Genomic DNA, 22,758 nt, shown 5'->3' with positions numbered 1-22,758 from the left:
AACATAATTTAAGTTGTCGGCATTACAGATGAAAGGGTCATCAAACGTCCATTTTTCACAAATTAATGCTAATAAATAATAAATGTGCAGCAGGGAAAATAATGCTATTATATGAATCTATGGGCATATAGGAACCAATATTAGAGTTCTTTTAGATTCCTTTATAATCAGGTATTAATCGTATAAAAAAGGAGGGTTCAGGATTATTTTGCGCTCAAAAGGGGCATATATCAAAATTACGATAATGCTTGCATTCTTCATTCTTATTTTTATTTATAGCGAGAACAGCATCTTTGCTCAACAAGACAAAAATACATATGTATCTAGTAAAGACTACAGTTCCATTCAAGGGGAGAATCAATGGTTTTATCAGGAATGGAATGGGAAACAGTATGTTGATTTGAAGTGGAATGAATCTGAACGACTATGGAGGGGGAGTCATCCTTTTACGATGATTGCAGCAAATGTTCATCATCCAGATGAAACAGATGTTGTAAGGAAATGGGTAGCTCCCAAGAGTGGTTTGATTCGAATAAATGGACGCGTAGCAAAGAGTAATCCCGGATGTGGGGATGGCGTAAGAGTAGAGATTCGGAAAAATACGAGATTACTTTGGACGACCTATATCGAGTATAACGAGATTCATGGGGTAACGACAAACTACGAGACGCATATGAATTCTGGTGAAGCACTTTACTTTATCGTGAATAAGGGAGAACAGAACAATTATTGTGACGGTACCTATTGGGATCCAAGCATCACTTATCTAGACGCGAACACTTCATTAGCCTATTCTGCGTCTGAAGGATTTAGTGGCGTTCAAGGACAGAACAATTGGTATTATGAAGAGGGTAAGGAGGGGACTTTTTCCTTTCTAAATTGGGATGGGAAGGAGGAGGTGTGGAAGGGGGGGAATCGATATTCGCTCATTGGCCGTTCTTTTCATCATCCAACCGATCTAAGCTCTGTACGAACTTGGACCGCACCGGAATCCGGACTGATCCGAATTTCGGGAAAGGTGGCCAAGGAGAACACGAAGTGCGGAAATGGAATCATTGCATCCATTCAGAAAAACAACAAAGTCGTATGGTCGGCGCCTGTTCGATTTGATGATGCAGAAGGCCTCCAAGTCCAACATGATATGACCGTTCATGCAGATGATAAGTTGCGTTTTCTAGTAGCTTCGAATGACAATGCGGATTGTGACGGTACATCATGGGATTCGCATATCACTTATATGGTACCAAATGCTGATCTAACTTACTCATCCGTTTCTGGATTTAGTCCGGCACAAGGGCAGTCTAATTGGTATTATCAAGAATTGGAAGACTCCAAATATGAGGATATGGAATGGGACTCTAGCGAAAAACTGTGGAGAGGAAAATATCCGTTTTCGATCATTACACATAATATGCAGCATCCCGATAAGTCTGATTCCGTCCGAAAATGGGTGGCTCCAAAGTCAGGCTCGGTGCGTGTGAGCGGACATGCAGCCAAAAGTAATACAGCATGTGGCGATGGTGTCAAAGCAACCATTTTAAACGGCTTCACTCCCGTTTGGCAGGCGAAGCTGGATTATAACAATGATGCTGGAGTGGATCATGATATCGTACTGCCGATAAGCGAAGGCGGGGTTTTATATTTTGTAATTAATACGAACGGTACTAATCAATGCGATAGTACGAATTGGACGATATCCATCCATTATGATACTGAAGCACATGCGACGATATATTCATACGATGCCGGCAACAAGATGGAAACGATAACATATCCAGACGGTAGAATCATTTATCATTACTATGATGAAAATGGCAACTTAATTAGGCGTGAAAAGAGAAAGTGAATGATGTAATCTCTATTCATCTAATTGAGGTGTTTTTTGATACATATAAGCAAAATACTTAATTGAACAGGAGAAAAACCGTGAAAAAGTACATATCACTAATTTTAACATTTATTTTAGCGTTTACGAGCATACCACTTACTTCTGCACAAGAAGTGATGTCATCCGATACTGAGCTATCAAATCTTTCAGTTACGGATGCTGTGTACAGCCAACAGCCTAAGGATCTTGATCCGCAAGATATTATTACAGTTTCCTCAGTAGCTGAAAAATTTCAAGTTGATGGTGATTGGGTATACGGAGAAGTAACGAAAGGATACCTACTGCACCATATCTATGAGGGGCTGCTGGAGAAACAGCGCGGAGGCTCGTACGAGCAATATATGAACCGCTTGTATCCTCATGTTGCAGAACAGCAGCCTTCAGTAACGACAAGCGTGTATGATACGACTACAGTAACGACAAGTGTGTATGATTATTTGTCGAAAGTGGAGAGTGACGGGGATGTTAAGGAAACAAGCGTCACGGACTCTGTGTATGAGATTCCTAAATTTCGTCGCTCCAAGCGATCCCTGTCATCGTCTTCGAGCTATGATAGCTTTGCATTGAAGCAAAGAGAGTTGAAGTTCGATCACGCACCGTATTCAGTCGGGAGCGTTGGCGAGAATATTTCGACAGTCGACGGTTCTCTGCATGTAGAGCAAACTGATCTCGTTCTTCCTGGACCGAATGGTTTGGACTTCGAATTGCGTCGTGTGTATGATAGTTCGCGTGGTAAAGATGATATCTACTACAATGAAAGAACTTATAAACAGTCTACCCGCAAGCTAGAGGAAGATGATCGTTCGCCACTAGGCAAGGGGTGGATGTGGGATATTCCTTATCTGAAACTATCCGAAGGCCAACAATATTTATACCTTCCGCAGCGTGGAACATTTGCTTTAGTAGATCGGCTACACTTAGTTGGACAGAAAAATTAAGGGCTAGTAGAATTAACACATCATAACAAGGAGCGGATCTACTATGCCAAGAATAAGACGAACATTTACAGATGATTTCAAGAAACAGATGGTTGAGCTATACGAGAATGGGAAATCAAGAGCAGACATTGTAAGTGAGTATGAGTTGAGTGCATCTGCATTGGATCGCTGGATTAAACAAGCCCACCAAACAGGTTCCTTCTCAGAGAAGGACAACCGCTCTCCAGAAGAAAATGAACTTATTGCATCCACCCTTTATCGCTTCTATAATCCGAACCTACTCCCCTGGCCGTAAAATAAAAGTAACCATTTTTCCCTTTAATACTGCCGCTAGCGGGCCACCCAACGACTTTACCATTGGCATCGTAAAACCCAAGAGTTAGATTCACTTTAGCATTAGAAATCTTTTCACTTTAATATGGCTATGGAGAACGTAATTTTTACCTTGCTCGACAGCAACCGTCTGCATGAGGCTCATGCTTTTGCCGTTTAAAGAGGAGGCGTCCATCCTTTGAGCACGTTTGCCAGCCATTACTTTGTTCTCCTCAATCCCATAGGTTCCGATAACTCCGTCTTCCGCAAAATTCCACCAGCCATCTGCCAATCCAGTTGAACCTGTGTAGCTCTCAAATCCGCTATTGGCCAAGAGATTAGGTTCAGTTGAATAAGTCAAATGCATGCCATCGACAACGACCGAAGCTGAGCCTGTACCATTTGAGCCAATGATGTTGACTTGAACGGCAGCTCTGACGGCTCCCTGAGGAACGACTCCGTTCGTAGACAGAACGAAGAACTCGCCTTTCGTATCATCATTAATACTGCCGCTAGCGGGCCACCCAACGACTTTACCATTGGCATCGTAAAACCCAAGAGTTAGATTTACTTTAGCATTGGAAATCTTTTCGACATTAATATGGCTATGAAGAACGTAATTTTTACCTTGCTCGACAGCTACCGTCTGCATGAGGCTCATGCTTTTGCCGTTTAAAGAGGAGGCGTCCAACCTTTGAGCACGCTTGCCAGCCATTACTTTGTTCTCCTCAATCCCGTAGGTTCCGATAACTCCGTCTTGCTCATAATTTCCCCGACTATCCGCTAGCCCCAAGCTACCTGAGTAATATTCAAAATCTCCATTTTCCAACAAATTAACTGCTGTTTGCTTTGTTTTTTTTAACAAATTTCCGTTGCCGTCGTAATGATACTCATACTGGTGATCTCCTTGTTTAACCAGTTTTACTTTCCCCGTTGAATCATATTTGTATTTTACTTCTCCAGCCAATGCTAGTTGATGGCTACAGAAAACGAACATAAGTAAAAGTGATAGAAAAGCACTTCCATATTTTAAAGTATGTTTCATGTGCGACTCCTTTTAGTTGAAATAGTTGTTATTATTCTATGAATAGCTCCATTGTAGATAAAATCTAAAGCATTAAACAGAAAAGATTTGTATTAATTTCTATTGTGTATATTGTAAATACAAAATCTCATTAATTTAGCGTTATTGTCTAGGGCAAAAAATCCTGCTGAATTATACTGGCAAGATACAATTGACAGCTCATTTTTCATAACCTAAAATGATAATATGAAACTATATTAGTATAATTAGTTTCAAAATAGGGAGGGATTTGCATGGTTTGGATTCAGAAAAAAGACTTTGTAGTCGCCACAGTTCTGTCTGCTTTCCTGTTTTTGCTCTTCTGCTATCTAAGTTCCGGGTATGAGCTGATCGTCACATTTGCTCTTGGGATCGTATTTGCATACTCGATTTTTATTACGTTATACAGGAGGAAAATCGAATGCATTGAACCCTTGCAAATCCTGCCACTATACTTCGGCGTACTGGCTTGGCAGTTCATCCATTTTTCCGAAGAATTCTCTACCGGATTTTCAACCCGCTTTCCTCTTATTTATGGTGGAGAACCCTATACCGCGCAATTTTTTGTTGTGTTGAACATGATCTCCTATTCCTGTTTCGCTCTTGCCGCTATCTTTGCCTTTGTCCGGCGTAAGCCCGTTCTTCTTATTCCCGTTTTGTTCTTTACAGCTTATGGAGCGCTCGGCAATGCCATCGCACACACCACTTGGAGCCTTTATTTCGGCGAATATTTTCCAGGCTTGTACACCGCTCAGTTGTATTGGCTCCTTGCACCGCTCCTGCTGCGAAGATTGACGGGGGACTGGAAGGTGACCCTGTTCCTGATCATTCCTTATGTCATCCTGCTTCCGATTGCGTTAATTGCTGCCCTTGTTTAGAATGAAATTAATTCATATCATTTGATCATTATCATTTCGGAAGGAACTTGACATGAGCAAAAAGACGGAAGCGAGACTGTTAACGCATGCTGCACCCCAGTTCTTTCGGCACGGGTACTCCAATTTATCCGTTGACGATCTCGTTCAGGGGATTGGCATGAGCAAGGCTACGCTGTACCGCTACTTCGATTCGAAGTACGATTTGCTGGAAATCGTGATCGAGAAGCTATTTCAAGAAATTGAGGCAGACATTCATGAGCTGCTTGCGAGCAAGCAGGAACCCGAAGAGAAGCTGCGTACCTTTATGACCTTGATGGTTGAACGATTAAACGGTATTGAGCGATCTGCGATCGAGGATATAAAGCACAGCGTGCCCGTTTTATATGAGAAATTTCAGAATTTGCGCAAGCACGTCATTATTAATCATTTGGTGAAGGTATTAGAGGACGGTGCTGAGCAAGGCTATTTTCGAAAGAATATCGATCAAGGCGTTGTGGCACATATCATCTTTGCAGCGATCGAATCGCTGACCGATATGGATTACCTGGCTGAGAGCCGCTACCGGTTTTCAGAAATTTTCGACATGGTACTAACCATTGTCATGTATGGAAATGTAGCAGGCACGTCGAAGCACTGACGATTATTTTGTACATATAATTACTTGCTTCACCATATACCGACATATAGCGATTACTCAGAGCACAGGCGGGAGGCCTGTGTTTTTGTTTGTAGCCAGTTAAGGAACTTTACATTCGTTTTTGAAATGTAAATCATTGTATTACAGGAATACTTTCTGTAACAAAACAATATTGTTATATTGTTACAAAAATGAATTGAAATGGAGTGGATACAATTGAAAAGAGCATTTGCGTTGTTGCTTGCGATCTCGTGTGTTGCGATGCTTTCTCAGACTGCCTTTGCCCAGACGAGTTACGATGCAATTCACGGATCGACCCCATCGGTCTCTCAGGAACAGACTGCTTCAGATAATGTAATTTATCGTTTTTGGCATCGGAACCTGAATAAAGAAGGCACGATGAGAAAGGTAGAGGGAACCTTCACGCTCAATACGACATATACGATTACGTTCCGCGTGTTCCAAAGCCCATCCGATAGCTCGAACAATGGAAAACCGATCTCTTCACACTTCATCCTGCACAATAATAATAACGGCAGCTTTGTCCCGGTTAGTGTCAACGGAACTTTTAGCACTCCGTCCATTACGCTATCGCCTGGTACATACAGCATGTATTACGAGAATAAATCCGATTTTTCTATCGATTTCGATGCCTTTGTCCTTAGCTCTAGTTAGTTGTATGAATCTAGGAGAATAAGATTTGTGCAGATAACTACTTGCTTCAATACTTTGGCTGTGTTAGGATGAGGATAACTTTGACAGAACGGAGGGTTCACAGTGGTAAATAAGGCAGCTAACTTCCGCTTCGGAAGAATCCGATTGAACGCATGTGTCACTAACTGAATAGTGCTCATTAGCTCTGCCTGTGTGCAGAGTAATCGGGATTGGTCTGCCTTGTTGCTACGGAACCTAATATGATGGTTGGCGACAGAAGAGGGAGGGATCGTGCCTACCCTCTTTTGTTGTGCCCATTGTACGTGTCTGCCTGCCGCTATTTAAGGAGAGAATTATGTCTCTTTGAGCATTGTCGTCGCATGTATTTGCTTGTTCCTGATCGTGTTATCAGGTTCGGGGCAATTGGGGTGTATGTGTCTGATAATGCGAATACAGATGTGCGCATCAGTGGATGCTGGCAGCGTTAACTGCGAACAGCGGTATAGCTTCAGACTGTACAGTTGGCCATTGGGTTGTTCCAATTGGATTGAATCGCCCCTATCAAGGAGGGAGTTCGATCTAATTAGCCTCAAGGATCCTATGTGTAATAGGATGAAGAAGGTTGCGATCCAGTATTGATACGATTACTCCAAGCACTGGCGGGATGCCTGTGCTTTTTTTGTGCATCAAGTTGTATGAGAACCAAGCATGATAGGAACAAAATAAACAGAAACATGGAGGAATAACTTTATGGAACAACTAACAATCGAAGCGCAAAAGGCCGTACTGGTCGGCGTGAATATGAATCATCAGCCAGACTTTGCATATTCGATGGAGGAACTGGCGAACTTGGCGAGCGCATGTGATGTGGAAGTAGTCGGGACAGTGACGCAGAATCTGAGCCGCATCAATACATCGCATTACATCGGCACAGGCAAGATACAGGAAATTACGATCATGCTGAAGCAGCAAGAAGCCAATCTTGTTATTTTCAATGATGAGCTGTCGCCTTCGCAGCTGCGCAATCTGGAAGCCGATCTGGACTGCAAGGTCGTGGATCGGACGCTGCTCATTCTGGACATCTTCGGACAGCGCGCGAAGACTCGTGAGGCGCAGCTTCAGGTCGAGGTGGCAGAGCTGCAGTATATGCTACCGCGTCTTGTTGGCTTGCGTGAATCACTTGGCCGCCAGAGCGGCGGTATCGGTACGAAGAACAAGGGCGTGGGTGAAACAAAGCTTGAGCTGGATCGCCGTCGGATTGAAGAGAAAATTACAGCCATGAGCAGGGAGCTGGAAACGCTCGTAGCGCATCGCCAAATTCAACGCAAGAAGCGGAAGAAGACTGAGATCCCTGTCGTATCGCTTGTCGGCTACACGAATGCGGGCAAGTCCACAGTCATGAATGCACTGGTAGAGAAGTTTACGGGATCGAAGGACAAATTCGTATTTGAAAAGGATATGCTGTTCGCAACGTTGGAAACGTCTGTCCGCAACATTGAGCTGGAGGATAAGAAGGAATTCCTCCTGACCGACACGGTTGGCTTCGTCAGCAGACTGCCGCATCATCTTGTGAAGGCATTCCGCTCTACGCTGGAGGAAGTGAGAGAAGCCGACCTGCTCGTGCATGTTGTTGACTTCTCCAATCCGGAGTATGAGCAGCACATTCACATTACGAATGAGACGCTGAAGGCAATTGGGATCGAGGATATTCCGATGATTTATGCTTTCAACAAGATCGACATGAAGGATGGAGAAATACCGGAATCGCAGGACAATTCCTTGTATATTTCGGCCAAGGGCAAGCAGGGGCTAGATGAGCTTGTCACGGCGATTCGCGGCAAAGTGTTCCGCAATTACGTGAAGTGTGAGATGCTCATTCCCTATCACGAAGGACAGCATGTCTCTTACTTGAACGAGCATGCGCATGTACTTGCTACTGAATATGAGGAGCAGGGCACGAAGCTTGTTCTGGAATGCAAGCAGAGCGATTATCAGAAGTTCGCTCAATATGTGAAAAAGTAGTGATTAAATGCAAAGTCACTTCGAATAGGAGGCGAAGTGACTTTGCAAGAAGATCAAAATTATTTAGAATAGAAAAAATTAGTTAGTATTTCTATTCAATAATTCATTTCCTGAACCTTCCCATTCGTTAAGTGCTTCTGTGATTGATTTTTCTTTATTCCTTGCAGATTCTATTTGTTTGTTCCCTTCGGTGATTATCATTCTAATATCATTAATTATTTTGAAATTATTGTATAAGTCCATTTGATAATTTGCTGATATAGAAGATTGCAACTTATAGAAAGCATCGATATTATATACGGTATCTTCCTTGTGATTATAAAATGTAAATAATTCACTAGGTATGTCTTTATTTGATTTTGCCCATTTTTGGCTGTGAATAAACTTGAGATATTCCCATGCTACTTCAGTATTGTTAGCATTGGCATTAATGGCGATAATGTTGCTAAAAGTAATTTCACTTCCTACATGAGGAGATCCGGTATGAATTGGATAAGTAACTATGTCAAAATTGCTGGGCATTTGTTTTTTTAGTGAATTAAAATAATTATAGTTTTCTATGATTATTCCAACTTTATTGTTAAGAAATAGGTCTTCTCCTTCAGATTTTATTGGCGTAATGTTCTTTTGGAATAATGAATCAATTAGCTGGAAGCTTTCCTTCCAAGTATCAGTTGCAACTGTCATTTTCTTTTGGTTTATATCATACATTCTCACATTTAAACTGGATAAATAGTTGTTTATAATATTGAAATAGTTAGAGTCGTTGTATCTGTCAAAGCTTATTCCATAAATATTATCCTCTTTTAGTTGTAAAGATAATAGTTCTGCTTTTTGAAATAATTGCTCCCAAGTCATTAAATCATGAGGAGGTTCAAGATTAGCTTTTTGGAACAACATTTTGTTATAAAAAACAGCCTTTGTTTGAAAGGAAGGAGATAGGCCATATAAATTTCCGTTTCCAAGTTGTTTCAAGTAATCAATAACTGAAGTTTTAGCAGAATTAATATCAAACTTATCCTTATTGATAAAGGGAGATAACTCCTTAAGTTGATTTTGTTGAGACAGTATTTGATATAATGAGGAATCCATAAATAATAAATCAACCGGCTCAGTACCTGTTAGTAAATTTACGACATTTTGATAAGGGCCGTTAGGGTTATGAGTCGCTGGATCTTCTGTTATCGCAGATACGACTTTTATATCAACATTTGGGTGTAAAATTAAAAATGGTTCTACAAATCTACGTTGGAATTCTTCATTATTTGTGTCTCCAAAAACTAGCCCAATGATTAATTTTTCGTCATTTTTAACTTCTTTATTTTGACTACATCCTAATAACAAAGTACTTATCAAAAGTGAAATGATAACTATTTTTCTTATTTTCCTCACTCACTTTCTATATGTCTTTGATTTTTCCGTCTACAAGATTTATGATACGATTACATTGATTAGCGATAAAGTGATCATGTGTTACAATAATGATAGAACTGCCTTTTGAATTTAAGTCTTTTAGGTAATTAAGCACCATTTTACCGTTTTCCTGATCAAGTGAGCCCGTAGGTTCATCCGCAAGTATGATATCCGGTTTTCCAACTAAGGCACGACCAATAGCAACTCTTTGTTGTTGTCCTCCAGATAACTCGGAAGGATACTTATTATAAAGTGCAGATAAACCCAGATATTGTATTGTTTCCATTATATCCTTTTTTTGTGTTTTTTTGTTTGTTTTTCGGTAATAAAGAGGCAATTCAATGTTTTCGTATACGGTATATTGAGGCAGTAGTAAGAAATTTTGAAATACATATCCGAATGTTTGATTTCGTAGTAGAGCTATTTCTTTCATTGACAGGCTTTTGACATCAATATTATCTACGTAAATAGAGCCTTCATCAGGGAAATCTATGCAACCAATTATATTAAGTAATGTAGATTTTCCTGAACCCGACGGTCCGGTAATTGCAATCATTTCCCCTTTTGTGATTTTGAAATTTATTCCATCCAGTATATTTCTTTTTTCTCTTTTATTGAAACTTTTTGAAATACTATCGATTATTAGTTTCTCCACATTAATACACCTCTTTAATGCTGCGAATTAATTCTGTACGAGATAATTTGTTTCTAATAAAAAATGTAATGATTATTCCAATAATGAAGAACAAAGAGGATGAAATCCCAAACGTTAAAAGAGATATTGGTGTATCGTTTATCAGATGAGTTAACAAATAAGAAATAAAATAGGAAATAGATGAAGCAATAATGAGCTGACATGTGAACTCAAAAAATAAAGAAAGTAATAATTTTGAAATACTTGAGCCATGTATATACAAAATAGCTAAATCAGTTAGCCTTTTTTTTATTGACATAAAAATGATTCCGATAAATCCGATCATGGAAAGACATGTTAATATAATTCCTAATGAGATAGAAATAAAAATAAGTGTTGAGTTTTGTTTTTTTATTTGGTCAATCATTTGCTCTATAGTATAAACTTTAGCTGAAATATTATTTAATGAAAGATATTCGTTGACTTTTGAATTAAATTGTTCGAATGAAGAGTTTTTTTGTAAGGTAATAATAGAGTTATAGGACATTCTTTCGATATATTTTTTTCCATTAAGCTGTTCGTTTTGGATTGGAGCAATTATGAAGTTTTGCTTGTCATAAATCGCTCCTTGAAGTGAAGTTGTTCCTCCGTTCCATAGAATTATGTTTGAAGAAAGGTTTTTTTTGATATTGAATTCACGATGTATTACAGTTTGTTTTTTATCATCAGCGATAGGGAGATTCAATTTTTGTAAGTTTGTATTATTAAGATTTTCACTAATGTATATGTCTGTTGAACTTTGAAAAGGCTCTAAGTGGTATTTGGATAAAAGTTCATTACTAACAAAAAAGAGCTCAGTGTCGGTTTTAAGTTCAGGAATATAATTTGTTCTATTGAGATATGTGGCAATAGAAGTTACTTCCGGCAGGTCTTGAATAAAGTCATAGAATGAGCGTAATTTAGATTCATTTTCATTATTCACAAAAATTCGAACATCATTGTGTTGAGATATATAGAGCACATTCTTATATAATTTATAACTGCTTATATACGAATGTACCCCCCAATTAATAAATGTGATACTTATAATGAGTTGCAACATTACGAAAAACCATCGACCTTTATATTGTATATTGTATTTATATAGATATTTTAGGTTCATGAATTATTCACCTTCTTACGTCATCTCATTCGGGTGATTCTAGAAAAATCAGGGGTTATAATTGTTTTTAACGGCCATATTACACTAATTACAGTACTAAGAAAAAGAAGAAGGAAAGTTGATAAGATGTTCGAGAGAGACAAAATAATAGAATCAATATCAAAAATATATACCAATGCTTTGCTGAAAGCCAATCCAGGAAGTAAAGCAATTGATACAGAGGCAACAGTCATAATGAATAATTCACATATAACTTCCAAGATAATTTTACCTTTTGTGGCTCCTAAAATCATCTTCAGGGAAAACTCACGATGTCGTTCGTACAACCAAAAAGAAGATAGATTAATGAGATTTAGTATAGCTACTAAAAGTATTGTTCCGCCAACAATTAATACTCCATAAATACTATTTTGATATTGAGAATTTACAGCTATGTTTGAAACATTAATAGTTATATTAGGAGTCTTCGAGGCATATTGCTGAATCAGTTCAGTTACTTTTGATGGAGAAGTGCCATTGGTTTTTATCAAAACATTATAAGTTGGTTGAGTGAATAGAAATTTGTCTGGTAAGCTTGAAATTGGTAAATAAATACTATCATCCCATGCAGTTTGCTTGTCTTTTTTGCCAATAACACCGATTATTTTATACTCCAATCCATTTATAAGGAGGGAGTTGTTGGTGATTTGTTTGGAAAATTTGTTATATATATTACGTCCGATCATTATGTACTTTTTTTGGTCGCGAATATCGCTTGGACTAATAATATTTCCTGAAAGCAAAGGAAGCTTCCATTCAGGATATTCCTTGTAGTTCACAGCGATTAGAACATGTTTATTCTGTTCAGTCCCAATTAATCCATTATCTAGGCCTACGTGTATTTCTGCAAACTCTGCGCCGATAGTTGATAATTTTAATAGAGTTGGTTTAATAAATTCATATTTCATTTTTGAAAAATTAACATGTGTATAATTTATATTTTCAATTGGACCATATGATGTTTCTAAAAGTTTGTTTTTGATTCCATCTTTAATATTTAATCCAGTAATGATTACGGTGGCGCTAATAATAAAGCCTAACATTATCAAAGCAACAGGTCCTTTATTGTAAATAATATTTTTTAAATACCTATTGATCATATAAATCACTCCACATGTAATGTAAATCTAAAAGAAGTGTCTATAGTGAAAGAAACATTGTTATCGTCGTCTCTAATAAGCCAAGGGTTAGATACCAAGTATGCACTAATTTCATATTTCCCTGGTTGCTCTGGTGCTTTAATCGTTATTTCTTTATATGCTGTATCTCCCTCTGGATTTCTTAAATACCACCAATTTTCATTCTCGTTAACTTCGATTTGTTTCCAATTTAATAAGAAAAAAGCTAGATAATCTTTTGCGAGACCATTTACCCTTACATTCAGTTTGACATTTTCATTTGGTTTTGTTTTTAGTTCATTTGGAGGGAGTCTAAAAAACTCATTTTCAGAGTAATTGTCTTGATTGATTAATATACCTTCATATACATTGGAAGGGTCTTTAGAGATAAGGACACGTGTATTACTTGAATATTTTATAGATTTCGATTCGAACGGTTTCAACATATTATCTTGTTGAGTTAAATCAATTCTTTGGCTAACTCCATAAAAATCAGAAGTATCACCTAAGTCACCAGCATGTTTTTGTGGTCCAGCAACCACTGACACTATTAATGGAGCGAATGAATGGTTTTTGTAAGTAACAGGGATTGACAAAGGAATTACAATGTCTGCATCATTTTCAAGAAAAAAATACTCATTATTGTTAAATAGTTTATCAGTAGAAGTATAATCTATTTCTAAATAATTTAGTAACATAATCAATTTGAATTGATTTGGATGACCGGATCTATTGTAAAATCTGACCTTAAAGTCGAAGTTTTCACTAACTTCATGTTTAAATTCTTTTATTATTTCATTATTAGTGTTTAATATCTGAATACCATATCCGAGTTGGTTGTCGGTTACTTTGGAATATTGAACATCCATATCTGTGATGCGGGAACAGGAAGTCAGCATAACTACTAGAAAAATGAATATTATGAGTCGGACTTTATAATTCATAATTCCTCCGTATAAACCAACTCTCAGGAGTGTAGATTCTCCTGAGAGTTGCAACATATATTAGAACTTGTAATCAGTACCATCCTGCCAAGTGCCTACATTCTTATCTTGAACCTTATGACTGCCGTAAAATTTTACATCACTTGATGAAAAGGTATTTGCATATTGACTATCAGTCTGGACTTTATCTGTTGATTCTCCACTTTTTGTTTTAGAAACGCTGGTCTTATCGCTATTAACTACGGTGACTTTTGCTTCAAGGGAGTACAAGGAGACTCCTTCATGAACCCAGGTTTTTGCATAAGCTGATGGATTTGCGTAAATTGGATTTGATACACTCAATTCACCCTTTACAGTGTACTTTCCGAGAGAGCTTTGAGTTGTTGTGTCTGCAAAAGCAGTCACTGACATCAGTGAAAAACAAAATACTGAAGTTAATACGGTAACTAATTTCTTGTTCATCCTATACATCTCCTTATTGATTTCTAATTGGAGTCTAGGGTGAGAAAATAATTAATGAATTCCAAATATTAGGATAATATACTATGTTGAGGGTGTCAACTCCTGTTACTAGTTTTTTGTGTTTAATAATTTACCATATACTACTATTAAGATAAATATTCGTGAAGACGCTTGAAATATTAAGAGAAAATTGATAACAAATAATGTTCAGGAGTTTCTCTATATTTTCTTTGTTCTATTCTTGTACTAATGCTACCGGTTTAAGAGGTTGATATTTTGTCGCTATCCAGAAGAAAATAAGTTTGTTATGAAAAGAACCAATTGGGATCGAGGAGATTCCGATGATTTATGCTTACAACAAGATCGATTTGAAGAATGGCGAAATCCCAGAATCGCAGGACAATTCCCTGTATATTTCGGCCAAGGGCACGCAGGGGCTGGATGAGCTTGTCACGGCGATTCGCGGCAAGGTGTTCCGCAATTACGTGAAGTGTGAGATGCTCATTCCCTATCACAAAGGACAGCATGTTTCTTACTTGAACGAGCATGCACATGTACTTGCGACTGAATATGAGGAGCAGGGCACGAAGCTTGTTCTGGAATGCAAGCAGAGCGATTATCAGAAGTTCGCTCAATATGTCCAGCAATCCTAACTAAATCAGGAAGGGCAGCCGCCTCACAGACAACTATTGTGGTATTATCCCCTCATGGTAGACAACGTAAAAAAGACATCTAGTAAGATGGACTTAAACGTTGGAGACCGGAGGGGATTTTTTGTGGGGAAAACGGTAGGTTCGCCTGTCTGCTTCGTGTAGATTCCTTTTACAAACCGATATATACAATCATAATTTTTCCGAACTTCAGGCTCATAATTATGTTTGATATCCCCTTGAAATATTGGAAAGAGAGCACAAATTGTCAAGAAGTCAGGGAACGGATTCAGTATGATTAGCACAAGCAGAGAATTGATTTCATGAGGATTGGAAGGAGCTGAAGTCCGTGAAGAGACACGAATATAACTTAAGGCGTCGACGCTTCTTCGGTTTACTGATTACCTTGACGGTGCTTTCGTCTGCATATGATCCGGTAGTGATGGCGGAGGGGCCTGTACATGGAGAAGCGGAGAAAGCGGAGATACATACTTCCCTATCGATAAAAGGGACTGCGGTGGAGACGGTGCATAAACAGCAAGAAGAGACGGCAAGAAATTATCAAGCCGCACTATCTGAATGGAAGTGCTGGGCAGCAGATCATGCTTATGCTTGGAACACTATACAACCGGAACAATGGTCTCCGAACGGTGGGGCTATTGTACAAGATAAAATGAGCGATCTTGATATGCTAATTCCGCTGCTGGCTGACAAGCGCATCGTATATTTGGGCGAAAATTCGCATGGAGTTGCTGAATTCAGTTTGGCCAAAACGCGAATGATTCAATATTTGCATCAGACGCTTGGGTACAATATCGTTGCCTTTGAGAGTGGGTTGGGCGATGCTGCAATTGCTCAGGGACAAGTGAATAAGAATGCGGCACAGCAGACGATGAAGCGATCTATATTTGGCGTATGGTGGACGGAAGAGACGAAGCCGCTGTTCGACTATATGAAGGCAACACACGCAAACGATGCTCCGCTGCGGCTTGCGGGCTTCGATATTCAGGTGCAGTCTTCGCTATTTCAGGATGCAGATTGGATACCGAACAAGTCATTGAAGAATAGGGCGTCACAAGCGGAGCAAGAGCTTCAGAAATGGAGAATGAGTACGGATCTGAACGGGTATCGCAAGGCGAAGCCGGTGTTAATGAAGGTGTACGAAGAACTGCTGCAAGCTGTAGCGGACAATGCAGACGCATTGCAGCGGGAGTATCCCAATGAGCTGCATATCGTCAAGCTGATGCAGCGCGCACTTCAGGATCGCATTCGGGTTATTCAGGAGTTCAATGAACTAAGCATCGAGTCTAATCGATTAACGGAGCAAGGCGATTATAGCGGAACACAGTCCATTATGGAATGGCGGGATCGGGCCATGGCTAGCAATTTGGCATGGTTGGCTACTGATATATATCCGGAAGAAAAAATCATCGTATGGGGACATAACGGTCATATCAGCAAGGCCCAGTCTCTTATCTACTCGATGCCGAAGAGTATGGGTGAGCTTATGCCTGAAGCACTGAAAAAGGAGAGCTATATTATCGGTCTATTTATGGGCAAAGGGCAAGCAGCCGAGAATACGAGGGAGCCGATTCACTTGACACCGATGATTCCTGGATCGATGGAGGATATTCTTACAGCTGCCGGACAGCCATATGTATTCATGGATTTGCGATATCGGGAAAATGAGCGGGGAAATTCATGGATGTTCGAGAGGTCGATTGCATCTTATCAGGTGATGATGCCGATGCCATTGGAACTTAGACGACATTTCGATGGCGTGCTGATGATCAAGCAAGTAAAGATGCCCACCTATTTGCCAAGTACAGTTCAACCCTAGAACGGTTATGTAATCAAACGAAAACGCCCATTGAATGGGCGTTTTGTCATCTTACTGCATTGTTACAATCCGGAAGTGTCATGCTGTATTTGTCATAATACCGCTTCAATTTGTTTCTTGTGATGATTGTCGTGATCGTTGAATTCATGAATGACATACAGCAAAGAGTAAGGGATGCCTGTATATGGACAGGTTGCTGCACCGTTCGCGGCAACCTGCTTGGCAGTCAGGTCAGGATCAGCTAATAGGGCTTCAACGAGTTGATGACGAGATTGCTTGAATTCGTCGAGAAGCTGTGCTTGGGGAACTCCTGAATTCGCATAATCATAAGCAATCTTGTTAAATGGGTCAAAATCAGGAAAGACCATTCCTTCTCCATTCCGGATCGCAGGGATGACGGTAAATAGCAGGTGCTTGTCCCAATTTATTAGATGCGAGATGATCTCTGCTACGGTTGCTTTCCCCTCTGCAATTGGTTGTGACCAGATGCGCTCATCGATGTGATACAAGGTATCCGTCCAATCTGTAAATTGCTTATATCGTAGAAGCGTTTGTTCATTTAACGTGATCATAATCGAAGCCTCCAGTTATCGATTTGATAGGCCGAACCTTAACGGATCGCAATATAGATATCAACCTGTGCATCCTCTGGATTGGTGCAACGCTCATCATAACGCTCGAAATCTCCAGTAAAGGTGCGCTCTTCGCCAGAGGTAAGTGACCATTTCCAGATAGACTGCCATGCACGGGCAACAACCTCAGTAACAGGGCCGCGTTCAGTCGTGAATACGGCATATTTGGCTGCCGGTACTTCAACAACTTCCAATCCGCTAGGAACCTCTGCATCCCGATCGATTGCAGCTCCGATCAGCGTCGTGTACTCGCCCATAGCCCCATTCTCATAGTCACTGTAGCAGCCGTATATTGTTCCAGGATCTGTAGAATTCGGAATCTGTGCAGCAATCTGCTCTGACCAGAACTGTCCCCACAGTGGACCCAGCTTGCCATTGCCGCTCATTTCATTAGCATTCGTCGTACGCGCAGCAATACCGGCGAGCTTCATCGTATCCAGTTCTACGATTCGGATCGGCTGGTAAGAAGCTGCTTCATCCCCGTTCGCGATGCTCCAGCGCTTCAAGTTCGGCAGGAATTGCTGCATCATATTGCGGGCAGCGGCTTCTTCCATTCCGTCCTGTACCATAAATGGTACGCAGATGTCGATCATCTCTTCGAGGGTGAGATCTGGATTCGTGAACGCCCCGTCCTTATAGCAATGAATACAATACTCTTGTACAAGCTTATTGTTCTTATCTGTTCCGAACTGGTTCTCTTGTGCTAACGGCATTCCACAGCTTTGGCATATCAATTGACTCATTATTGATCACTCCTGTATCGTTGATAGCCTCATTATAAAGAGGAGAACCTGACAACTCTCTGTCAGGTTCCCAGTTTACTTTTTATATTTTTCAACAATACGAGAAGCAATCTGTTCAATCTGGTTACGAATGTGAAGCGGTTCAAGCACTTCGACATGCTGCCCAAAGCTTAAAATAAAGCCATACAGCCAATTATCTACGGGAAATGGAACGGATGCGACAAGCGCCCCTGCTTCATCCTCTTGCAGATCCTCTACGCCAAACCATTCTTCGGCCAAATGGCGTACCTCTGGATCGAAGCGCAGGACGATTCTCTCGGTTCGTTCCGGCGCATGCCATTCCTGCTCCCATGGGAGATCGTGAATCGAGACCTCTTGGCGGACGAAAAACTTGTCTTCAACCAGCAAATCCTTCATTCGGAACAGCTTGAACAAGCGAAATTGGGCACGCAGCGTACAGTACGCATACAGGTACCAACGCTTGTGCTTCAGCACCAGCGTATAGGGCTCTACCGTTCGGCAGGATACCTTCCCGCCTGCATTGCAATACGTGAAGGTAACCGCCTGCTGCTGCTCAATCGCATCCTTCAGCACCATCAGCTTCTGCTCCTGAACACCGTTGCTGCCCCAATTGGAGAAGTCGACGATGAATTGCTGCGTCCTCAATTGGAACTGTGCCGAATCGGCAGGTGGTACGATACTGCTCAGCTTCTCCACCAGCAGCTCATTGTCGCTGCTTGGATGGGTGGAGGAGATGCTCTGGAGCGCAGTAACAATGGCGACCAGCTCATCGTTGGTCAACAGGTTCCGATCGAGGCGGTAGCCTTCTGCTAGGCCAATGCCTCCTCCTGCTCCCTGATAGGTGACGACTGGAATGCCGGCCTGATTGATGGTATCGATGTCTCGATAGATCGTCCTCACCGATACCTCGAAGCGGTCAGCCAAATCCTTGGCCTGTACCATCTTGCGGTTGATGAGGAGAATGACAATAGATAGTAAACGGTCGATCTTCATGTTGCGCTGCTTGGCTCGAACTGAATGTCGTATTCCATAACTTTTGCAGTTGTTCGGGCGACTTCTACTCCAAGAAGCTGCTGGACAAGGGAGAACGCCATATGGATGCCAGCGGAAATCCCGCCGGATGACACGATGGAGCCATCTGCAACATACTTCACGTCTCGCACGACTTCAACCGCTGGATACTGATCCGCTAACCAATCATAACTGGCCCAGTGCGTCGTAGCTCGCTTGCCATCCAGAAGACCTGCCTCTGCAAGCAGCAGCGCTCCTGTGCATACCGAGGTCATAAAATCGACAGCCTGCATTCGATCCTGAATCCATTTGATCATATGGGGATTATGGAGTTCCCGTTTTCTTGCTCCCAGCCCTCCGGGGACGATGACAATATCAAAATGCGGCGCATTGGAGAAGCTGAAGTCAGGAATGACCTTCAGTCCGTTGCGTGCGGTAATCATAGTGCCATGCGCCGATACCGTGCGTACTTGAAATGGCTTCAACGCAGTCGTATCAGGATTTTGATCGGGATAGGTTGTAACTGACAGCACCTCGAAAGGGCCTGCGAAGTCCAGCACCTCAACATCATCGAATAATACAATTCCTACATTCCATTGTTGATTCATTTGGGTTCATCTCCTTCCCTTATAGAAGAACATGCCCGACCGGGACAACCCAGTGGGGCATGATTGCGATTCGTACAGCAAGCGAATCCTGAAGCGGTTTATGCCTGAACGAGCTGCAGCTTCCATTCGCGCAAATCCAGCTTGCGTACGCCTTCTTGCACATAGGGATCATTCTCAGCCAATTGCTTAGCTTCTTCCACATTGTCTGCAATATAAATGACCATACCCCCAGAGCCATCTCCGAACGGCCCCTTGGCGAATACCTTTCCCTCGTTGCCGAGCTGTTCCAAGTACTCCAAGTGATGTGGACGATACGTCAAGTTTTTACTCTCATCCTGCATTTCCAAGATTGCTGCAAAATAAGCCATGTTAGTTACTCCTCTCCTAGTCCCTTAGTCGTTCTTGAATCCATTATATCAAATGGACGAGCACGCGGAAGAGTTTCTATATTTCGACGAAAAAACCATTCAATTGACGTCAAGGAATACAAATCGACAGCATGTGATGAAAAAGGCGGTTGCAGTGCGGAAAAGGGCGATTACTTTTCTTGTGAGAGCAGTTGAAATCTATGTTCTCTATGATATAAATTATAGTAATAGTACCTGTATTCTAAGAGATCCTAATTTAAATGACAACTCTTCTTAGGGACTGCATCGAGTTCAATGAACGGCAGATGATAGACATCTTGATTTTTATCCATGGGAGGGTTTTCAATGCGAACTGAAATAGCAGAAGAAGTACAAAAGTACAAAGACTTTATAGAAGAAGAGCTGACACAGACTATATCAATGGATAAGTTAGTAGCTCTGTTTAAGGAAATGTCGGGTGCGGCAAGGCGAGAAATGGCGGTAGATTTGCATTTACCCTCGGTTCGCACCTCAAAAAGCATGCCCACTATTTTATTTATTAAAGAGATACGCAAATACGTAAAATCCAGACAAGATCATTTTAATCGTAAATATACACTGATTACCTCGTTGATAAAGCAGCTTATGATCGTTCTAGAAGAGGAAGAGGAGAATACTCTTGAATCGTTCCTTGCACGTCGTGAAGCAATTATTGCTGAACATGGATTTTGGCATTATTATTGGTCGCTTTATTTCCATCCAGGCCGTACAGAGCAGGAAGCGTTGTGGAAGCAGTCCATGGAGGAACTGGAGAGCGAGGGTAGAAGCTCGGAAGGCTCCAGCAATACCGTCCTGCATTTGACAGATGAGTCCACCTCATTGCCTGCAGAAGTGGAGCCGTCTGTGGAATCCACAGAACCTTCACTTGAATTGGAGCAGCGAATCATTGAATTGAAGAAGAAATTGAACCATGAGACGCATTTGCGCAAGCAGGCTGAACTGTCGCTGGGGAAGACGGAGAAGCAGATTCATCGGCTGAATCGCCAATTGACTGATATCGATGCTCAGCTTCAGCTTGTTCAGCAGGAGAGCGGACAAGTACAGCAGGATAAGGACTTACATATTCAAGAGCTGGAATCAATTCTTGCGCAGCGCAACGAAGAGCTACGAGTGATTCGTCAGGAGCGCAGCAAGCTGCAGAAGGAATCCGAGCTGATGCAGCAGGAGCTAGCCGCGAGAGAAGAACAGATGCAGTCCGTACGCAGTGAGCTGCTTGGACATGAGGAGAAGCTGAACCAACTGCGCAGACAGGTGAACGCGCTAAGGGCGGACAACGATGAATTGAACAGGCAGGTTGTACAAGCCAAGAAATCCGCTGCTGCTGCGACAGTTGAGGTACTTCGTCCCAAGTCGTTAACTTCCTCTATTCAGGATATCATTCAATTGCTGTATACCGATGTGGAAGACACCGTTCATGCGGCTCGCAATACGGTCGTCCAATCCGGCAAGGATGGAAGACAGAAGATACGAGAGTCTCTTGCGCTCATTGATGAGCTTGAGCAATTCATCGAGAGACGGAATGAGCATCCTGCTGAACGAAGCGGTTCCATTCGTGAACATTCGGAATTGGCTCAGCAGGAAGAATGCGAGGAGCGTTCTGCAAGTGTACATGCACGGCAGCACCATGATTCAATGCCGTACGCAGAATCGGCTTGCGCATTAGAAAGCAGCGGCACTGCGGTTCTGGAGCGAAGTGAAGGCAGCGAGTATGCAGAACCCTTTGCGGCATTGGAAGAAGGCTCCTACCCTGATGGCTTGTCTGTAACTGACGAGGGCGGGCTGAATGGGACGTTCTTCCGTCGTGATCATGGCGGGTATATTGTATTGGAGACGGGACAGACGTTTAATATTACCGAAAGTCTTGTCCTGCAGCATCAATTGCAGCACGAAGCAGGAGTATTGTGCCGTCCGAAGCAGCATGATCCAACGCAATACGAGATTGAACTGCTGCTTCAAGGGGATGACAGTAACAGCTCCATTGTTCAATATGATGGCTATGTGCACCTTGGAGAGCATTTTACCTGGTATTGCGTCGATCTGAATGACCCGCAGCACCGCTTCCCGCTGCATGAACGGGATGTGGCCATTCGTACACCGAAGGATGGGGACCCTTGCTCATTTAACGTAGAGATTGGGAAGCAAGTAGCGCGCCTGTCCCGCTTATATCGGGCGCAGCCCATCTCCGAACTGGAAGCGAAGCGTACAGCGAGCAGCGGCGCAGCAGTTCAGAGTGTCGCACGTGCTGCGAAGGCACAAGCGAAGAAGGAATATGAGAAGCCAGAGCCATTCCTAGAAGGCCACCAGATTACGATTGTCGGTGGATTGAAGAAATGGTTCGAAGAGGTAGTGGCGGAGACGGGGGCTACTCTCGTACATGAGAATGGGAAAAATCCGAAGCGGATATTCCATGATCTGAAGCGTTCGTCCGCACTGTTCTTATTGCTTACGGCAACTTCGCATCAAGCATACTGGGACTGTGTGGAGATCGCGAAGCAGAACCAGATTCCGTTCTATTTCATCGAGGGATCCAAATCCAATTTGCGTCACCTCTTGTGGAATAATCAAGATCAAATCATTGCACATGCCAAGGCGAATTGATTTATGTAGCTTAATATATGGTCAGCCAGATATTTCTGGTTGACCTTTTTTATCTGTTTTTATATCTAGCATCCAGGGTAGAAC

The 22,758-nt window shown here is 41.7% G+C and carries 22 protein-coding genes; 10 read left to right on the top strand and 12 right to left on the bottom strand.

Annotated elements, in window-relative coordinates:
* Nucleotides 1–208: 208 nt before the first annotated feature.
* The 3 genes from M3661_RS20405 to M3661_RS20395 all read left to right on the top strand — a co-directional run bounded on the left by M3661_RS20405 (nt 209) and on the right by M3661_RS20395 (nt 3,121).
* Nucleotides 209–1,846: a hypothetical protein gene (locus M3661_RS20405; RefSeq protein WP_251488095.1), complete on the top strand. Its 1,638-nt coding sequence runs from the start codon at nt 209–211 to the stop codon at nt 1,844–1,846.
* An 80-nt stretch (nt 1,847–1,926) separates the two neighbouring features.
* Nucleotides 1,927–2,826, top strand: coding sequence for a DUF6531 domain-containing protein (locus M3661_RS20400; RefSeq protein WP_251488088.1), 900 nt, complete (start codon nt 1,927–1,929; stop codon nt 2,824–2,826).
* Between the two features lie 43 nt (nt 2,827–2,869).
* Nucleotides 2,870–3,121 carry a transposase gene (locus M3661_RS20395; protein ID WP_251488076.1) on the top strand — a complete coding sequence of 84 codons (252 nt, stop codon included), beginning with the start codon at nt 2,870–2,872 and terminating at the stop codon, nt 3,119–3,121.
* Nucleotides 3,122–3,211: 90 nt separating this feature from the next.
* On the opposite strand, the gene M3661_RS20390 is transcribed toward M3661_RS20395, so the two are convergent.
* The gene (locus M3661_RS20390) at nt 3,212–4,183 is read right to left on the bottom strand and encodes a hypothetical protein (RefSeq protein ID WP_251488065.1); all 972 of its coding nucleotides are present in this window, start codon (nt 4,181–4,183) and stop codon (nt 3,212–3,214) included.
* Nucleotides 4,184–4,455: 272 nt separating this feature from the next.
* On the opposite strand from M3661_RS20390, the gene M3661_RS20385 reads away from it, so the two are divergent.
* The 4 genes from M3661_RS20385 to hflX all read left to right on the top strand — a co-directional run bounded on the left by M3661_RS20385 (nt 4,456) and on the right by hflX (nt 8,392).
* The gene (locus tag M3661_RS20385; RefSeq protein ID WP_251488064.1) at nt 4,456–5,079 is read left to right on the top strand and encodes a hypothetical protein; all 624 of its coding nucleotides are present in this window, start codon (nt 4,456–4,458) and stop codon (nt 5,077–5,079) included.
* Nucleotides 5,080–5,131: 52 nt separating this feature from the next.
* Entirely contained in the window at nt 5,132–5,716 is a 585-nt protein-coding gene (locus M3661_RS20380) for a TetR/AcrR family transcriptional regulator (RefSeq protein WP_251488062.1), read from the top strand.
* Nucleotides 5,717–5,932: 216 nt separating this feature from the next.
* A complete protein-coding gene (locus tag M3661_RS20375) occupies nt 5,933–6,391 on the top strand; it encodes a hypothetical protein (protein WP_251488060.1) in 459 nt (152 codons plus the stop codon).
* A gap of 729 nt (nt 6,392–7,120) precedes the next feature.
* Nucleotides 7,121–8,392, top strand: coding sequence for a GTPase HflX (hflX, locus tag M3661_RS20370; protein ID WP_251488058.1), 1,272 nt, complete (start codon nt 7,121–7,123; stop codon nt 8,390–8,392).
* A gap of 78 nt (nt 8,393–8,470) precedes the next feature.
* On the opposite strand, the gene M3661_RS20365 is transcribed toward hflX, so the two are convergent.
* The 6 genes from M3661_RS20365 to M3661_RS20340 form a co-directional block, all read right to left on the bottom strand.
* Nucleotides 8,471–9,784: an ABC transporter substrate-binding protein gene (locus M3661_RS20365; RefSeq protein ID WP_251488055.1), complete on the bottom strand. Its 1,314-nt coding sequence runs from the start codon at nt 9,782–9,784 to the stop codon at nt 8,471–8,473.
* A 7-nt stretch (nt 9,785–9,791) separates the two neighbouring features.
* The gene (locus M3661_RS20360; protein WP_065294423.1) at nt 9,792–10,460 is read right to left on the bottom strand and encodes an ABC transporter ATP-binding protein; all 669 of its coding nucleotides are present in this window, start codon (nt 10,458–10,460) and stop codon (nt 9,792–9,794) included.
* A 1-nt stretch (nt 10,461) separates the two neighbouring features.
* A complete protein-coding gene (locus tag M3661_RS20355; RefSeq protein ID WP_251488053.1) occupies nt 10,462–11,421 on the bottom strand; it encodes an ABC transporter permease family protein in 960 nt (319 codons plus the stop codon).
* Nucleotides 11,422–11,621: 200 nt separating this feature from the next.
* Entirely contained in the window at nt 11,622–12,740 is a 1,119-nt protein-coding gene (locus M3661_RS20350) for an ABC transporter permease (RefSeq protein WP_251488050.1), read from the bottom strand.
* 5 nt (nt 12,741–12,745) lie between these two features.
* Nucleotides 12,746–13,702 carry a hypothetical protein gene (locus tag M3661_RS20345; protein ID WP_251488047.1) on the bottom strand — a complete coding sequence of 319 codons (957 nt, stop codon included), beginning with the start codon at nt 13,700–13,702 and terminating at the stop codon, nt 12,746–12,748.
* 60 nt (nt 13,703–13,762) lie between these two features.
* On the bottom strand, nt 13,763–14,164 hold the full coding sequence (locus M3661_RS20340) for a gluzincin family metallopeptidase (protein WP_065294398.1): 402 nt from the start codon (nt 14,162–14,164) through the stop codon (nt 13,763–13,765).
* 341 nt (nt 14,165–14,505) lie between these two features.
* Here M3661_RS20340 and M3661_RS20335 point away from each other — a divergent pair, with 341 nt between their 5' ends.
* Both M3661_RS20335 and M3661_RS20330 read left to right on the top strand, forming a co-directional pair.
* On the top strand, nt 14,506–14,817 hold the full coding sequence (locus M3661_RS20335; RefSeq protein WP_251488045.1) for an HflX GTPase family protein: 312 nt from the start codon (nt 14,506–14,508) through the stop codon (nt 14,815–14,817).
* A 346-nt stretch (nt 14,818–15,163) separates the two neighbouring features.
* Nucleotides 15,164–16,654 (top strand): erythromycin esterase family protein, encoded by a 1,491-nt coding sequence (locus M3661_RS20330; protein ID WP_251488043.1) that lies wholly within the window; start codon nt 15,164–15,166, stop codon nt 16,652–16,654.
* A 92-nt stretch (nt 16,655–16,746) separates the two neighbouring features.
* Here the strand turns inward: M3661_RS20330 and M3661_RS20325 are convergent, their stop codons facing one another.
* From M3661_RS20325 to M3661_RS20305, 5 genes are all read right to left on the bottom strand, one after another.
* The gene (locus M3661_RS20325) at nt 16,747–17,226 is read right to left on the bottom strand and encodes a DinB family protein (RefSeq protein ID WP_251488041.1); all 480 of its coding nucleotides are present in this window, start codon (nt 17,224–17,226) and stop codon (nt 16,747–16,749) included.
* 38 nt (nt 17,227–17,264) lie between these two features.
* Nucleotides 17,265–18,029: an effector binding domain-containing protein gene (locus tag M3661_RS20320; RefSeq protein ID WP_251488039.1), complete on the bottom strand. Its 765-nt coding sequence runs from the start codon at nt 18,027–18,029 to the stop codon at nt 17,265–17,267.
* Nucleotides 18,030–18,104: 75 nt separating this feature from the next.
* Nucleotides 18,105–19,043 carry a helix-turn-helix transcriptional regulator gene (locus tag M3661_RS20315; RefSeq protein WP_251488037.1) on the bottom strand — a complete coding sequence of 313 codons (939 nt, stop codon included), beginning with the start codon at nt 19,041–19,043 and terminating at the stop codon, nt 18,105–18,107.
* Nucleotides 19,040–19,669 (bottom strand): DJ-1/PfpI family protein, encoded by a 630-nt coding sequence (locus tag M3661_RS20310; protein ID WP_251488035.1) that lies wholly within the window; start codon nt 19,667–19,669, stop codon nt 19,040–19,042. The genes M3661_RS20315 and M3661_RS20310 overlap by 4 nt, the downstream gene beginning before the upstream one ends.
* A gap of 98 nt (nt 19,670–19,767) precedes the next feature.
* On the bottom strand, nt 19,768–20,037 hold the full coding sequence (locus M3661_RS20305; RefSeq protein ID WP_251488033.1) for a YciI family protein: 270 nt from the start codon (nt 20,035–20,037) through the stop codon (nt 19,768–19,770).
* A gap of 345 nt (nt 20,038–20,382) precedes the next feature.
* Here M3661_RS20305 and M3661_RS20300 point away from each other — a divergent pair, with 345 nt between their 5' ends.
* Nucleotides 20,383–22,674 carry a hypothetical protein gene (locus M3661_RS20300; protein ID WP_251488030.1) on the top strand — a complete coding sequence of 764 codons (2,292 nt, stop codon included), beginning with the start codon at nt 20,383–20,385 and terminating at the stop codon, nt 22,672–22,674.
* The last annotated feature ends 84 nt before the right edge of the window (nt 22,675–22,758 follow it).

Source organism: Paenibacillus sp. MER 180, assembly GCF_023713665.1.
Lineage (GTDB): Bacteria > Bacillota > Bacilli > Paenibacillales > Paenibacillaceae > Paenibacillus_B > Paenibacillus_B suaedae.
Note: the sequence above shows the minus strand (reverse complement) of the source record. Positions and strands in the feature narration are given on the sequence as shown.